Below are 15,776 nucleotides of genomic sequence, written 5' to 3'. Positions count from 1 at the left end.
GGCCTCCCGCCGGGCCGGACCCGGCAGTCAGGCCAGGCTGTCCCGCCAGGCCCGGTGCAGGTCGGCGAATCTGCCCGTGCCGGCGATCAGCTCGTCGGGGTGGCCGTCCTCGACGATCCGGCCGTGCTCCATCACGAGCACCCGGTCCGCGATCTCCACGGTGGACAGCCGGTGCGCGATCACCACGGCGGTCCGGCCCTTCAGCACCGTCGACATGGCCCGCTGCACGGCCCGTTCGCCCGGGATGTCCAGGGAGCTGGTCGCCTCGTCCAGGATCAGCACGGCCGGGTCGGCGAGCAGCGCGCGGGCGAACGCCACGAGCTGACGCTGACCGGCCGAGATCCGGCCGCCGCGCTTGCGGACGTCGGTGTCGTAGCCGTCGGGCAGCGCGCTGATGAACTCGTGCGCGCCGATCGCCTTCGCGGCCCGCTCGATCTCCTCCCGTCCCGCGTCGGGCCGGCCGATCGCGATGTTGTCCGCCACCGTGCCCGAGAACAGGAACGCCTCCTGCGTCACCATCACCACCCCGCGCCGCAGCTCGGGCACGGGCAGGTCGCGCAGGTCGACCCCGTCCAGCAGCACGCGTCCCTCGGAGGGGTCGTAGAACCGGGCGAGGAGCTTGGCCAGGGTGGACTTGCCGGCGCCGGTGGTGCCGACGACGGCGACGGTCTGCCCGGCCGGCAGGGTCAGGTCGAAGCGGGACAGCACCTCGCCGCCGGTGCGATAGGCGAAGCGGACGCCGTCGAAGACCACCTCGCGCCCGGGGAAGCCGGCCTTCGCCGGGGGCAGTTCGCGGGGCGCCGACGGCTCCGGCACGGACGGGGTCTGCGCCAGCAGCCCGGCGATCTTCTCCAGGGAGGCGGCGGCCGACTGGTAGGAGTTCAGGAACATCCCGAGCCGGTCGATCGGGTCGTACAGCCGGCGCAGGTACAGCACCGCCGCCGCCAGCACGCCCAGTTCCAGCGAGCCGGACGCGACCCGGTAGGCGCCCCACAGCACGATCCCCGCGACCGCCGTGTTGGCGACCAGGCGCGAGCCGACCACGTAGCGGGCCATCTCCAGCAGCGAGTCGCCGTTCGTCCGCTCGTGCCGTTCGTTGAGGACGGCGAACTCGCCCTCGTTGGCGCCCTCCCGGCGGAACGCGCGCACCGGGCGGATGCCGTTCATCGTCTCCACGAACTTGACGATGACCGCGGCGATCGCCGTGGAGCGCGCCCGGAACACCCGTCCCGCGCGCCGCTGGTAGAGCCGGACGAGCAGGTACAGCGGCACGAAGGAGGCCACCGCGACCGCGCCCAGGCCGAGGTCGAGCCACAGCAGCATCACCGAGATGTAGACGAAGGACAGCACGACGGTCACCAGCTCCTGGAGCCCCTCCTCGAGGAGTTCCCGCAGCGACTCGACGTCCGTGGTGGAGCGGGAGATCAGCCGGCCCGAGGTGTACCGCTCGTGGAAGTCGACGCTCAGCGCCTGCGCGTGCCGGAAGATCCGGCCGCGCAGGTCGAGCAGGACGTCCTGGCTGACCCGGGCGGAGGTCTCGATGAACGCGAACTGGAGCACGCCGGAGGCGAGGGCGCACAGCAGGTAGCCGGCGCCGACCGCGATCAGCGGACCGTGCCGGTGGTCCCGGAACGCGGGTACGGCGTTGTCGATGGCGTACGCCACCAGCAGCGGGCCCGCCTGCACGGCGGCCTGCTGGAGCAGCAGCAGGAGGGTGGTGAGGGCCGCGCGGGCCTTCATCGGTGCGAGCAGGGAGCGCAGCAGCGCGGGGGTGGCGCCGGGCGGGGTGGGCAGGACGTCCCGGTCGAAGGGGTCGCCGGCGTCCTGCGGGCGGGGGCGTTCGTCGTCCTCGGCGACGGCGGGGGTGGAGGCGGTCGTGGTCAACGGATGTCCTCCTGTTCCTCGGATTCCCCGGACATCAGACGGGCGTACTCGGCGTTGTCGCGGAGCAGTTCGTGGTGGGTGCCGACGGCGGCGATCCGGCCGTCCGAGAGCAGGGCGACCCGGTCGGCGAGCAGCACAGTGGACGGCCGGTGGGCGACGATCAGGGCGGTGGTGTCGGAGAGGACCTGGCGCAGTGCCGCCTCCACGGCGGCCTCGGTGTGCACGTCCAGCGCGGACAGCGGGTCGTCCAGCACGAGGAACTCCGGCCGGCCGACCACCGCCCGGGCCAGCGCGAGACGCTGGCGCTGGCCGCCGGAGAGGCTGAGGCCCTGTTCGCCGACGCGGGTGGCGGTGCCGTCCGGCAGGTCGTGCGCGAACTCGGCCTGGGCCACGGCGAGGGCCCGGTCGAGTTCCTTCCGGCCGGTGCCGTCCGCCGCGCCCATGAGCACGTTCTCACCGACGCTCGTGGAGAACAGCGTGGGTTCCTCGAAGGCCACGGCCACCCGGGCGCGCAGTTCCGCGCGGGGCATCGCGGTGATGTCGACGCCGTCGAGGGTGATGCGGCCGGAGGTGACGTCGTGCAGGCGGGGCACGAGGGCGGTGAGCGTCGTCTTGCCGCTGCCGGTGGCCCCGACGAGGGCCATGGACTCGCCGGGCCGGATGTGCAGGTCGACGCCGGTGAGCAGCGGTGGGGAGCCGGGGGGTGCGTCGGGGTAGCGGAACCGCACGTCCTCGAAGCGCAGGCCGCGCGCGGCCGCCGCCGGACGCGCCTCCCCCGGCGCGGTGGCGCCCCGCGGTGCCGGGCCGGGCGCCGCGCCGGCCGGGCCGTCCTCCGGCGTCTCGTCCAGCACCTCGAAGTACCGCTCGGTCGCCGTCGCCGCCTCCTGGCTCATGGCGAGCAGGAATCCGATCGAGTCCACCGGCCACCGCAGCGCGAGCGCCGTGCTGAGGAAGGCGACCAGCGTGCCCGCCGACAGGTCCCCGTCGGCCACCTGTACGGCGCCGAGGACCAGGGCCGCCCCGATCGCCATCTCGGGCAGGGTGACGATGACTCCCCAGATGGTGGCGAGCAGCCGTGCCTTGCGCAGTTCGGTGCCGCGCAGGCCGACCGCCAGTTCGCCGAACGCCCGTGCCTGGCTGCGGTGGTGGCCGAAGCCCTTGATGATCCGGATGCCGAGCACGCTCTCCTCGACCACCGTGGTCAGGTCGCCGACCTGGTCCTGGGCGCGCCGGGCCACCTCCGCGTAGCGCCGCTCGAAGATCACGCAGGTCCAGACGACGGGGACCGCGGGCACGAGGACGACCAGGCCCAGGGTCCAGTCCTGCACGAGCATGATCACCACGCCGACGAGGATCGTCACGCTGTTGACCAGCAGGAAGGTCAGCGGGAAGGCCAGGAACATCCGTACCAGCATCAGGTCGGTCGTGCCCCGGGAGAGCAGCTGGCCGGACGCCCAGCGGTCGTGGAAGGCGACCGGCAGGCGCTGGAGGTGCCGGTAGAGACCGGCCCGCATCTCCGCCTCGACGTGCGACAGCGGGCGGGCCACCAGCCAGCGCCGTATCCCGAACAGGACCGCCTCGGCGACACCGAGCAGCAGGAGGCAGAGGGCCCCGAGCCACACCCCGGCCGGATCCCGTCCGGCGACCGGTCCGTCGACCATCCACTTCAGGACGAGCGGGATCACCAGCCCGGTGCAGGAGGCGACGACCGCGACGAACGCGGCCGTGAACAGCCGGGCGCGGACGGGCCGGACGTAGGGCCACAGCCGCGCCAGGGTGCGTACGGCGGAACGGTCCTCGGTGGTTGCACGTGTCGTGGGCATCACCGCGAGCCTACGGACCGGCACGGACGAAGCCCACTGAGTTTCGGCCGGACCCGGCTCCGCCGTTGGTCCTACGACCTGCGCGTTCGCGAGCCCGTGCGCACTGCCGCGGGAGCCGGCCGCTCACCCGGGTGGCGCTCTTTATTCCCTGGAGCCGCGTCCCCGCCCCCGGATAGGTTCGACGTTTCCGGCCGGGCCCCGCTCCCGGCGCGGCCGAGCGGATCGGGGGACGGATGATCGACGTCTACGAGGACCCGGGCAGGCCCGACACCCGGGGCGGCTGGCGCTATCTGTGGTGGCTGGTGCTGCGCCAGCCGGGCCGGTCCGCGGCCGGGGCGCTGCTGGGCAGTACGTGGATGGTGCTGCTGGCGGCGCAGCCGTACATGACGGCGCGGGCCGTGGACGACGGTCTGGTGCCGGGGCGGCCGGGGGTGCTGGCCGGCTGGACGGTGGCGATGTTCGTGGTCGGGGCGGTGAACGCCTGGCTGAGCATCATGCGGCACCGCACGATGACGCGGGTGCGGATGGACGCCAACTTCCGCACGGTGAAGGTGGTCGTGGACCACGTCGTACGTCTCGGGGCCGCGCTGCCGCGCCGGGCCGGGGCGGGCGAGGTGGTGACGATCGGGGTCGGCGACGTGCAGACCCTGGCGCAGGCGCTGACCGTGGTCGGGCCGGGGGTCGGCTCGGTCGTGGTGTACGCGGTGGTGGCCGGCCTGCTGCTGGCCGTCTCCGTCCCGCTCGCCGCCGTGGTGCTGCTCGGGGTGCCGGTGATCGCGTTGCTCACCGGGCCGCTGACGCGGCGGCTGCAGGGCGCGGAGAGCGAGTACCGGGAGCGGCAGGGTGTGCTCACCGCGCGGATCGGGGACCTCGCGGGCGGCCTCCGCGTCCTCAACGGGCTGGGCGGGAAGGGCCTGTTCGCGGAGGCCTTCCGGCGTGACTCGCAGCGGCTGCGGGCGCAGGGCTACCGGGTGGGCGCGGTGGCCAGCTGGGTGCAGGCGCTCGGCATGGGCCTGCCCACCCTCTTCCTCGCGGTGGTGACCTGGCTCGCCGCCCGGCTGGCGGCGCGGGGCGCCATCACCGTCGGCGAGCTGGTGTCGGTGTACGGCTATGTGGCGGTGCTGATCGGGCCCGTGGCGTTCTTCGTCATGATGGCCTACGAGCTGAACCGGGGCGTGGTGGCCGCGCGCAGGGTGGTACGGCTGCTGCGGCTGGAGCCGGAGCCCGACACCGGCCGCCGTGCGGCCCCGGACGGACCGGCCGAGCTGCACGACCCGGCGTCCGGGGTGCGGGTGGTGCCGGGCCGGCTGACCGCGGTCGCCGCCGCCCGGCCGGCCGAGGCCGCCGCCCTGATCGACCGGCTCGGCCGGTACGGGCCGACCGACGCCACGTGGGGCGGGGTACGGCTCGACGAGGTCCCGCTGGACGCGGTGCGCGCGCGGATCCTGGTCGCCGACAACGAGGCCGACCTGTTCGCGGGGCCGTTGCGGGACGTGGTGGCGGCCGAGCGCCCGGCCGGCGACGCGGCCCTCGCCCGGGCGCTGTACGCGGCGGCCGCCGAGGACGTCGTGCGCGGCCTGCCCGGGGGCCCGACTCGCCCGTGGCCGGGCAGGGCCGCAGCCTGTCGGGCGGTCAGCGGCAGCGGCTGCGGCTGGTTCGGGCGCTGCTGGCCGATCCCGAGGTGCTGCTCGCCGTGGAGCCGACCTCGGCCCTGGACGCGCACACGGAGGCGACGGTCGCCGGACGGCTGCGTGCGGCGCGCGAGGGCCGTACGACGGTGGTGACGTCCACCTCCCCGCTGGTGCTGGACCGTGCGGACACCGTCGTGTTCCTGGTCGACGGCAAGGTGGCGGCGACCGGCCCGCACCGGCGGCTGCTGGACCGGGAGGCGGGCTACCGGGCCCTGGTGGCGCGGGACGCCGGGGACACCGGCGACACGGACCACGTGGCGGGCACGGTGGACACCGACGCCGAGGAGGCTGTGCGATGACGGCGGGTGAGCAGCTGCTGCCGGTCGCGGACCGGTCCCGGGTGCGGCGAGCGACGCTGCGGCTGGTGCGGGCGGACGGCCGGGCGTTCGCGGCGGTGCTGCTGCTGAACGCGCTCGCGGCGGGCGCGGGACTGGTCGGGCCCTGGCTGGTCGGGCGGATCGTCGACGAGGTGCGGGCCGGGCACGGCGTCGACGCGGTGGACCGGCCCGCCCTGTGGATCCTGCTGTGCTCGGTGGCGCAGCTGCTGCTGGCCCGCTGGGCGCGGTACGTGGGCCACCGGTTCGGCGAGCGGACGCTGGCCCGGGTGCGCGAGGAGTACGTCGAGCGGGTGCTGGCGCTGCCCGCGTCCGCGGTGGAGCGGGCCGGCACCGGCGACCTGACGGCCCGCGGCACGGCGGACGTGGCGACCGTCGGCACCACGCTGCGGGACGTCGGCCCGGATCTGCTGGTCAACGGTGTGCAGGCGCTGTTCGTGCTCGGCGCGGTGTTCGCCCTCGATCCGCTGCTCGGGTTGTTCGGGCTGCTCGGCCTGACCCCGATCCTGCTGGCGCTGCGCTGGTATCTGCGGCGGGCCCGGGACGGGTACCTCGCCGAGGGCGCGGCGACGTCGGAGATCGCGGAGATCGTCGCCTCGACGGCGGCCGGGGCCCGCACCGTGGAGGCGTTCCGGCTCCGGGGGCGCCGGACCGCGGCGAGCCGGGACGCGCTGGAGACGTCCCGGCGGACCCGCTTCCGCACGCTGTTCCTGCGGACGGTGTTCTTCCCCGCGGTCGAGGTGACGTACACGGTCCCGGTGGCGGGTGTGCTGCTGTTCGGCGGGTGGTTGCACGCGCGGGGCGGGGTCGGGGTCGGCGCGGTGGTGGCGGCGGCGCTGTACCTGCGGCAGTTCACCGAGCCGCTGGACCAGATCCTGATGCGGGTGGAGCAACTCCAGAGCAGCGGCGCGTCGTTCGCGCGGGTGGAGGGTCTGGCGCGGGCGCCGCGCGGGGACGCGGGCGGCGGGTCCCCGGTGCCGGCGGACGACCGGATCGACGTGCGCGGGGTGCGGTACGCGTACGAGCGCGGGGGCGAGGTGCTGCGCGGGGTGGACCTGACGGTGCGGCCCGGGGAGCGGCTGGCGGTGGTGGGACCCTCGGGTGCCGGGAAGACCACGCTCAGCCGGCTGCTCGCGGGCATCGACCGGCCGGGGAGCGGCACGGTGACGGTGGGCGGGGTGCCGGTCGCCGAGCTGGAGCCGGAGGTGCTGCGCCGTCAGGTGGTCCTGGTCACCCAGGAGCACCACGTGTTCCTCGGCACGGTCCGGGAGAACCTGCTGATCGCCGAACCGGACGCGACGGACGCCGACTTGTGGGCCGCGCTCGGGGCGGTGGGCGCGGACGACTGGGTGCGCGCCCTGCCGGACGGACTCGGCACCCGCCTCGGCGCGGGCGGCTGCCGCACCGACGGCTCCCAGGCCCAGCAGCTCGCCCTGGCCCGGGTGGTGCTGGCCGATCCGCACACCCTGATCCTGGACGAGGCGACGGCCCTGCTGGACCCGGCCACGGCCCGCCACACCGAGCGCGCCCTGGCCGCGGTGCTGCGGGGCCGTACGGTCATCGCGATCGCCCACCGTCTGCACACCGCGCACGACGCCGACCGGGTGGCCGTCATGGAGAACGGCCTGCTGACGGAACTGGGCACGCACGAGGACCTGGTGACGGCCGACGGCCCCTACGCGGCCCTGTGGCACACGTGGCACGGGGACACCGGGGACACCGGGAAGGGCTGAGCCCGCCGGAGCGCCCCGCACCGGCCCCCGTCCGGGCGCCCGCGGGAGGCGGTTCAGTCCCGCCGGAGCCGTCCGGGCGGCCAGGGTGTCCAGAGCCGGTCGCGGGTGCGGGCGCGCCCCACGACGTCGGCGCTGTGCGGACCGGCCACCGCCGCCGTCACCGGCCACAGCAGGAAGGTCGGCGCGAACTCCGCGTAGCCCCCGTCCAAGGCGGCCACGGCCACGGCGAACTCCGCGGGGAGGAGCACGCCGGCCGTCGGCGTCCCCGCCCACGCGAACCCCGCGGTGCGGCGGACCGGACGCGACACGAGTGTCAGCACCCCGGCGAGGACGAGCCCCGTCAGCACCCCGACGAGGGCTCCGCCGCCGAGAAGCACCCCGAGGCCCCTCAGGTCGGCGGCGGCCTGCGCGGTGTCCCCGCCCCGGACGTACTCGGCCACGGCGACCGGCCATGCACAGGCCCCCCAGGGCAGCGCCGGGACCCCGGCCACGACCAGCCCCGACCCGTACCGCCCGCCCGACGGTCCCGCGCCCGCTCATCCGCCCCCCGCTCGTCGGCCCTCCCCGCCGCAGACCCCGGCCGGCGCCCGGTCCCTGCCCGCGGTCCTCCCCCGGCGGCGCTCCCTGGCTCAAACCCCTTCACCGGCCTGCCGGTTCGCATACCGAACAGGAACATCCGGTCAACGGAGCATTTCTGGCCAAATTCGTGACGCGGTCCTGACAGGTCCGGTGATTCCTGTCACTCTTCCCTGGCCGACTCACAGCAACCCCACAGCTGACGCACCTTGCGTGAGCCGGCTCCGCACCTGCACGAGGTTCCGCGCAACGCCCTGTTCTGCCCGGACGTCTTCAACCCACCGTCCGGTCTCCCCTGGCCGCGCGACCCGCGGTCATGCAGAAGGAGTCAGTGTTGAGAAGCAATTCCTCTCGCGGACGCACCTCCCACACCCCGCAGCGCACCCTCACGCACCGCCGCACCGCCACCGTCGCCCTCGCCGGCGTCGCCGCCCTGATCGCCGCCGCCGTGCAGACGGGTGCGGCCAGTGCCGCACCGGCGAAGCCGCAGGCAGGCAAGGCCGACCCGGCCCACGTCGCCGTCAGGCTCACCCCCTCGCAGCGCGCGGAGCTGCTGCGCGACGCCGACGCCGCGAAGGCCGCGACCGCCCGGTCCATCGGCCTGGGCGGCAAGGAGAAACTGGTCGTCCGGGACGTCGTCAAGGACGCCGACGGCACGACCCACACCCGCTACGAGCGCACCTACGGCGGACTGCCGGTGCTCGGCGGCGACCTGGTCGTGACCGCCAGATCGGGCAAGACGATGGACGTCGTCAGAGCCACGAACGCCACGCTGAAGGTCCCGGGGCTCACCCCGGCCGTGGCGAAGGCCGCCGCCGAGAAGCAGGCGGTGCAGCGGGCGAAGGCACTCGGCGGCACGAAGTCGGCCGCGGACAGCGTCCACAAGGTGATCTGGGCGGCGGACAGCAAGCCCGTGCTGGCCTACGAGACGGTCGTCGGCGGCCTCCAGGACGACGGCACCCCGAACCGGCTGCACGTCATCACCGACGCCACGACCGGCAAGAAGCTCTACGAGTACCAGGGCATCGACACCGGTGTCGGCAACACCCAGTACAGCGGGCAGGTCACGCTGACCACGACCCAGTCGGGATCGACGTACACCCTCAACGACGGGGCGCGCGGCAACCACAAGACGTACAACCTGAACCACGGCTCGTCGGGGACCGGGACCCTGTACTCGCAGAACAACGACACCTGGGGCAACGGCACCAACTCCAACGCCGCCACCGCGGGCGCGGACGCCCACTACGGCGCCGCGGCCACCTGGGACTTCTACAAGAACACGTTCGGCCGCAGCGGCATCAAGAACAACGGTGTCGGCGCCTACTCCCGCGTCCACTACGGCAACTCGTACGTGAACGCCTTCTGGGACGACGGCTGCTTCTGCATGACGTACGGCGACGGCTCCGGCAACGCCAAGCCGCTGACCGCCATCGACGTCGCGGGCCACGAGATGAGCCACGGCGTCACCTCCAACACCGCGGGCCTGAACTACAGCGGTGAGTCCGGCGGCCTCAACGAGGCCACCAGCGACATCATGGGCACCGGCGTGGAGTTCTACGCCAACAACTCCACCGACGTCGGTGACTACCTCATCGGCGAGAAGATCGACATCAACGGCAACGGCAGCCCGCTGCGCTACATGGACAAGCCCAGCAAGGACGGCGCGTCCAAGGACAGCTGGTACTCGGGCATCGGCGGCGTCGACGTGCACTACTCGTCGGGCCCCGCGAACCACTTCTTCTACCTGCTGAGCGAGGGCAGCGGCACCAAGGTCATCAACGGTGTCACCTACAACTCGCCGACCGCGGACAACCTCCCGGTCACCGGCATCGGCCGCGACAAGGCGCTGCAGATCTGGTACCGCGCGCTGACCACCAAGTGGACGTCCACCACCAACTACGCGGGCGCCCGCACCGGCACCCTCGCGGCGGCCGGCGAGCTGTACGGCGCCACCAGCGCCGAGTACAAGGCGGTGCAGGACGCCTGGGCGGGCGTCGGGGTCGGCTCGCGCTCCGGTGGCGGGGGCGGCGGCGGTACGTCGTACGAGAACACCACCCCGGTGTCGATCCCGGACAACGGCCCGGCCGTCACCTCGGACATCACGGTCTCCGGCCGGACCGGCAACGCGCCGAACAACCTCCAGGTGAGCGTCGACATCACGCACACCTGGCGGGGCGACCTGGTGATCGACCTCGTCGGACCGTCGGGCACCTCGTACCGCCTGAAGAGCTTCAGCGGCTCCGACTCGGCGGACGACGTGAACCAGACCTTCACGGTCAACGCCGCTGCGGAATCGGCTAACGGCACCTGGAAGTTGAAGGTGCAGGATCAGGCCACCTATGACACGGGAACGATCAACAGCTGGAAGCTGACGTTCCCGTAAACCGCACGCCAAAGCCGCACGAACACAAGGCCGTTCGAGGGTCCCGTGCCCTCGGACGGCCTCCGTTCACATGGCCGCAACATTTATCGGACAGTCGCCTTTCGGCCAACATCACTTCAGGGTCCTGACATGTACGCGCCCCTGATGTCACTCTCTCTCCACCCGCCGCAGCACAGCAACTTCACCACCCCACACCCCGACGGCATCCCCACGCCGGACGGACTCCCCACAAGAAGGAGCTTCTGTGAGCCCCCTCTACGCGCGTCACAAGCGCACCACCCTGGCCGTCGCCACCGCCGTCGCGGCCGGAGCCCTCCTCTCCACCGGTCTGACCACGACCGCCTCGGCCCAGACGCCGGCCGGATCGGCCGCCGCGAAGCCGCTCGCCGCGGCCCCGACCACGCTGTCGGCCGCCGCCCGCACCACGCTGATCCAGAAGGCGCAGGCCGGCGCCGCCGGCACCGCGCAGCGCATAGGCCTCGGCGCCAAGGAGAAGCTGGTCGTCAAGGACGTCGTGAAGGACGTCGACGGCACCGTGCACACCCGCTACGAGCGCACCTACGCGGGCCTGCCCGTGCTGGGCGGCGACCTGGTCGTCCACACGGCCAAGTCGGGCAAGGCCGAGGGCGTCACCAGAGCGAACAAGTCCACCATCAAGGTCGCCTCGCTCAAGCCGCAGATCTCCGCCGCCAAGGCCGAGAAGCAGGCGGTGTCCGCCGCCAAGTCCCTCGGCTCCGCCAAGTCCGCCGCGGACGGCGCGCGCAAGGTGATCTGGGCCGGCTCCGGCAAGCCCGTCCTCGCCTACGAGACGGTCGTCGGCGGCCTCCAGGACGACGGCACCCCGAACCAGCTGCACGTCGTCACCGACGCCGCCACCGGCAAGAAGCTCTTCGAGTACCAGGGCATCGAGAACGCGACCGGCACCGGCAAGAGCCTGTACTCCGGCACCGTCAGCCTCACCACCAACCTGTCGGGCTCGACGTACCAGCTGTACGACACCACGCGCGGCGGTCACAAGACCTACAACCTGGCCCACAAGACGTCGGGCACCGGCAGCCTGTTCACGGACGCCGACAACGTCTGGGGCACGGGTGCGGCCTCCAGCTCCTCGACGGACCAGACGGCCGCCGTGGACGCCGCCTACGGCGCCCAGGAGACCTGGGACTTCTACAAGAGCACCTTCGGCCGCAGCGGCATCAAGAACAACGGCGTCGGCGCCTACTCCCGTGTCCACTACGGCAACTCGTACGTGAACGCCTTCTGGGACGACAGCTGCTTCTGCATGACCTACGGCGACGGCTCGTCGAACACGCACCCGCTCACCTCGCTGGACGTGGCCGGCCACGAGATGAGCCACGGCGTCACCTCCAACACCGCGGGCCTGAACTACAGCGGTGAGTCCGGCGGCCTCAACGAGGCCACCTCGGACATCTTCGGCACGGGTGTGGAGTTCTTCGCGAACAACTCCTCCGACGTCGGCGACTACCTCATCGGCGAGAAGATCGACATCAACGGCGACGGCACCCCGCTGCGCTACATGGACAAGCCCAGCAAGGACGGCGGCTCCGCCGACTCCTGGTCGTCCACGGTCGGCACCAAGGACGTGCACTACTCGTCCGGCGTCGCGAACCACTTCTTCTACCTGCTCGCCGAGGGCAGCGGTTCGAAGACGATCAACGGCGTGACCTACAACTCGCCGACCTCCAACGGCTCCACCGTCACCGGCATCGGCCGCGCCAAGGCGCTGCAGATCTGGTACAAGGCGCTGACCACGTACATGACGTCGACGACCAACTACAAGGCCGCCCGCACGGCGACCCTGAACGCGGCGTCCGCGCTGTACGGCTCCACCAGCACCGAGTACAAGACGGTCGCCGCGGCCTGGTCGGCGGTCAACGTCAGCTAGCCGCATCCGGGAAGGCTCGGGCGGTACCCGGGAGGAAGTCCTCCCGGGTACCGCCCTACCCTTGTGACCCATGTCCCCGGCGCCCTTCACCTACGAGCCGGTCGGCGCGACACGCGACGACCCGGCCTTCTGCCCGCCCGGCTTCCGCCCGATGCTCGTGCGCACCCGCCTCGGCGAAGGACAGCGGCTCTTCCAGCGGGCCGCCGAGGCGGTCCTGACCTGGGAGATGCACCGCGCGCTCGGCGTGGGCATCGACGCGGGCGCCGACCGCGCGGCCCCCGGCGTCGACGTCACGGTCACCCTGGCCGGCATCGTCAAGGCCCCCTGCCGCGTGATCTGGACGGCCGAGGACCCCCGCCGGGCCGGCTGGGCGTACGGCACGCTGGAGGGCCACCCCGAGTGCGGCGAGGAGGCCTTCGTGGTCGACCGCACGGGCGACGGCACGGTATGGCTCACGGTCGCCGCCTTCAGCCGCCCGGCCAAGTGGTACGCCCGCGCCGGCGGCGCCGCGACCCGCGGCCTCCAGCACGCCTACGCCCGCCGCTGCGGAACGGTCCTCCGCCGCCTGTGCGCCGACGAGGACGAGAGCTGAGACGAGTCGACCGGGCACCGGCCTCGGCGCGGCCGGGTGTGCGCCGACCGCGCCGCAGCAGACTGCGAGGCCGAACGGGGGGACGGCCTCGCAGGGGTGGTCACCTCAGCAGGACGCCTGCTCCCTCCACCACGTCCTCCGCCGGGACGGCCACCAGGCCTAGTTCCGCGCCGGAGGCGAGGAGGCGGTGGGCGGGGAGGACGCGGACCGTGTAGCCGTAGGGGCCGGTGCGGTCCAGGGACAGGGGGCCCTCGTACAGGCAGCGGCCCTCCAGGTCGGGGGCGCCGGCCGGTTTCAGCGGGACGATCGTGGCGTCCGTGATCCGGTCCTCCGCGTCCACCCGGCCGGACACCGCCTGCACCTCGACGTCGTCCGGGGCCAGCTCGCCCAGGGCCACCCGCACCCGCAGCCCGACGGTCGTGCCCAGCTCCGCGGTGGCCGTCGTGGCGGTCGTCTCGACGTGGCCGACGCCCACCTGGGGCCAGGCGGCCCGCACCCGGGACTTCCACTCGGCCAGGTCCCGTGCCGTGTCCGGGGTCAGCGCCCGGTGGGCCTGCGCGGCGGGCGCGTAGAGCCGGTCGACGTACTCCCGCACCATGCGCCCGGCCAGCACCTTCGGGCCGAGCAGGGTGAGGGTCTGCCGGACCATCTGGATCCACCGGTCGGGCAGTCCGCCGCGGCCCCGCTCGTAGAAGCGCGGGGTCACCCGCTGCTCCATCAGGTCGTACAGGGCCGCCGCCTCGATGTCGTCCCGGCGGTCGGCGTCCGTGCCCGCCCCGTCCGCGGTCGGGATGGCCCAGCCGAAGTCCGGCCGGAACCATTCGTCCCACCAGCCGTCCAGCACCGAGAGGTTGAGGCAGCCGTTGAGGGCCGCCTTCATGCCGGAGGTGCCGCACGCCTCCAGCGGGCGCAGGGGGTTGTTCAGCCAGACGTCGCAGCCCGGATAGAGGCTCTGCGCCATCCCCATGCCGTAGTCGGGCAGGAACACGATCCGGTGCCGCACCCGCGGGTCGTCCGCGAACCGCACCAGCTCCTGGACGAGCCGCTTGCCCCCGTCGTCCGCCGGGTGCGCCTTGCCCGCGACCACGATCTGCACCGGCCGCTCCGGATGCAGCAGCAGCTCCATCAGCCGGTCCCGGTCGCGGAGCATCAGCGTCAGCCGCTTGTACGACGGCACGCGCCGGGCGAACCCGATCGTCAGGACGTCCGGGTCGAGGACCCCGTCGATCCAGCCCAGCTCGGCGTTCCCCGCACCGCGCTGCCGCCAGGACGCCCGCAGCCGCTCCCGCACCTCCAGCACCAGCCGCTCGCGCAGGGTGCGGCGCAGCTCCCAGACCTCCTCGTCCGGGATGCCGGCGACCGAGTCCCAGCGTTCGGTGCCGCCGACGGTGAGCGCGTCCTCGGCCCGCTGGGCGCCGAGCTGCCGGGCGCCGAGCCGCAGCACCTCCGGCGCCACCCAGGTCGGGGCGTGCACCCCGTTGGTCACGGAGGTGATCGGTACTTCCTCGGGGTCGAATCCCGGCCACAGTCCGGCGAACATCTCCCGGCTGACCTGTCCGTGCAGCAGCGACACCCCGTTGGCCCGCTGGGCCAGCCTCAGGCCCATCACGGCCATGTTGAACAGATTGGGTTCGCCGCCCGGGTAGGTCTCCATGCCGAGCGCCAGGACGCGCTGCACGTCGATGCCGGGCAGCTCCGCGTCCGGCCCGAAGTGCCGGGCGACCAGCTCCCGGTCGAAGCGGTCGATGCCGGCCGGGACCGGGGTGTGCGTGGTGAACACGGTCCCCGCCCGCACGGCCTCCAGCGCGGAGTCGAAGTCCAGCTGCCGTTCGCACAGTTCGGCGATCCGCTCGAGCCCGAGGAAGCCCGCGTGGCCCTCGTTGGTGTGGAAGACCTCCGGCGCCGGGTGCCCGGTGAGCCGGCAGTACGTCCGCACCGCCCGGACACCTCCTATGCCGAGCAGCATCTCCTGGAGCAGCCGGTGCTCGCTGCCGCCGCCGTACAGCCGGTCGGTGACGCCGCGTTCGCCGAGGTCGTTCTCCTCCACGTCCGAGTCGAGCATCAGCAGCGGCACCCGGCCCACCTGCGCCAGCCAGATCCGGGCGTGCAGCGCCTTGCCGCCGGGCAGGGCGAGGGAGACCTGGGCGGGGGTGCCGTCGCTGTCCTTGAGCTGGGTCACGGGCAGCTCGTTGGGGTCGAGCACCGGGTAGTGCTCCTGCTGCCAGCCGTCGCGGGACAGGCTCTGCCGGAAGTACCCGTGCCGGTACATCAGCCCGACGCCGATGAGGGGTACGCCGAGATCGCTGGCCGCCTTCAGGTGGTCCCCGGCGAGGATGCCGAGGCCGCCGGAGTACTGCGGCAGTGCGGCCGTGATGCCGAACTCCGGCGAGAAGTAGGCGACGGCGGCGGGCAGTCCGTCGGCCTGTGTCTGGTACCAGCGGTCGCCGGTCAGATAGTCGTCCAGGTCGTCGGCGACCGCCGTCAGCCGGCGCAGGAACCGCCGGTCGCCGGCCAGTTCGGTCAGCCGGGCCGGCCGTACCGTGCCCAGCAGACGTACGGGGTCGCCCGCGGCGGCGGCCCATGCCTCGGTGTCGACGGACTGGAAGAGGTCGCGCGTTTCCGCATGCCAGGACCAGCGCAGATTGCGCGCCAGGTCACTCAGCGGCCGGAGGGGGGCGGGGAGCACGGGACGGACGGTGAACCGACGGATCGCCTTCACATTCCACCTCGGGACGCGTTGCCAGGTGAGACGCACGGCGTTGTGCGTCTCGTCGTCACCCTCGACGGTAGTGGTTACCCGGGCGTCGGTGGGGGACTCCCCGGCGGGGGTGTCGGGGCGTCAAGCCGCGG

General features: G+C 73.3%; 8 protein-coding genes and 1 pseudogene. 5 read left to right on the top strand and 4 right to left on the bottom strand.

The genetic code is table 11. The annotated features are described in order from the left end of the window. Positions 1 to 27: 27 nt before the first annotated feature. Both N8I86_RS26265 and N8I86_RS26260 read right to left on the bottom strand, forming a co-directional pair. Entirely contained in the window at positions 28 to 1,884 is a 1,857-nt protein-coding gene (locus N8I86_RS26265; RefSeq protein ID WP_263278852.1) for an ABC transporter ATP-binding protein, read from the bottom strand. Beyond that, positions 1,881 to 3,707, bottom strand: coding sequence for an ABC transporter ATP-binding protein (locus tag N8I86_RS26260; RefSeq protein ID WP_073890433.1), 1,827 nt, complete (start codon positions 3,705 to 3,707; stop codon positions 1,881 to 1,883). The genes N8I86_RS26265 and N8I86_RS26260 overlap by 4 nt, the downstream gene beginning before the upstream one ends. 233 nt (positions 3,708 to 3,940) lie before the next feature. Between N8I86_RS26260 and N8I86_RS26255 the strand changes: the two are divergent. Then, positions 3,941 to 5,697: pseudogene (locus N8I86_RS26255) on the top strand (ABC transporter transmembrane domain-containing protein). Continuing rightward, complete coding sequence (locus N8I86_RS26250; RefSeq protein ID WP_263278851.1) at positions 5,694 to 7,466, top strand: ABC transporter ATP-binding protein; 1,773 nt, start codon at positions 5,694 to 5,696, stop codon at positions 7,464 to 7,466. Before N8I86_RS26255 ends, N8I86_RS26250 begins: the two are co-directional and overlap by 4 nt. A 53-nt stretch (positions 7,467 to 7,519) precedes the next feature. Here the strand turns inward: N8I86_RS26250 and N8I86_RS26245 are convergent, their stop codons facing one another. Continuing rightward, positions 7,520 to 7,906 (bottom strand): hypothetical protein, encoded by a 387-nt coding sequence (locus tag N8I86_RS26245; RefSeq protein ID WP_263278850.1) that lies wholly within the window; start codon positions 7,904 to 7,906, stop codon positions 7,520 to 7,522. Between the two features lie 470 nt (positions 7,907 to 8,376). On the opposite strand from N8I86_RS26245, the gene N8I86_RS26240 reads away from it, so the two are divergent. The 3 genes from N8I86_RS26240 (at position 8,377) to N8I86_RS26230 (ending at position 12,926) form a co-directional block, all read left to right on the top strand. Then, a complete protein-coding gene (locus N8I86_RS26240) occupies positions 8,377 to 10,428 on the top strand; it encodes a M4 family metallopeptidase (protein WP_263278849.1) in 2,052 nt (683 codons plus the stop codon). 244 nt (positions 10,429 to 10,672) lie between these two features. Next, positions 10,673 to 12,334: a M4 family metallopeptidase gene (locus N8I86_RS26235; RefSeq protein WP_263278848.1), complete on the top strand. Its 1,662-nt coding sequence runs from the start codon at positions 10,673 to 10,675 to the stop codon at positions 12,332 to 12,334. A gap of 70 nt (positions 12,335 to 12,404) precedes the next feature. Beyond that, positions 12,405 to 12,926: a DUF1990 domain-containing protein gene (locus N8I86_RS26230; RefSeq protein WP_073889686.1), complete on the top strand. Its 522-nt coding sequence runs from the start codon at positions 12,405 to 12,407 to the stop codon at positions 12,924 to 12,926. Between the two features lie 100 nt (positions 12,927 to 13,026). Here N8I86_RS26230 and N8I86_RS26225 read toward each other — a convergent pair whose 3' ends face one another. Continuing rightward, complete coding sequence (locus N8I86_RS26225) at positions 13,027 to 15,645, bottom strand: glycosyltransferase family 1 protein (RefSeq protein WP_073889684.1); 2,619 nt, start codon at positions 15,643 to 15,645, stop codon at positions 13,027 to 13,029. Positions 15,646 to 15,776 lie beyond the last annotated feature (131 nt).

Origin of the sequence: Streptomyces albidicamelliae (assembly GCF_025642175.1) — a bacterium.
GTDB classification, from domain to species: domain Bacteria; phylum Actinomycetota; class Actinomycetes; order Streptomycetales; family Streptomycetaceae; genus Streptomyces; species Streptomyces albidocamelliae.
The sequence above is the reverse complement of the archived record's forward strand: the minus strand, read 5'-3'. Positions and strand labels throughout refer to the sequence as shown.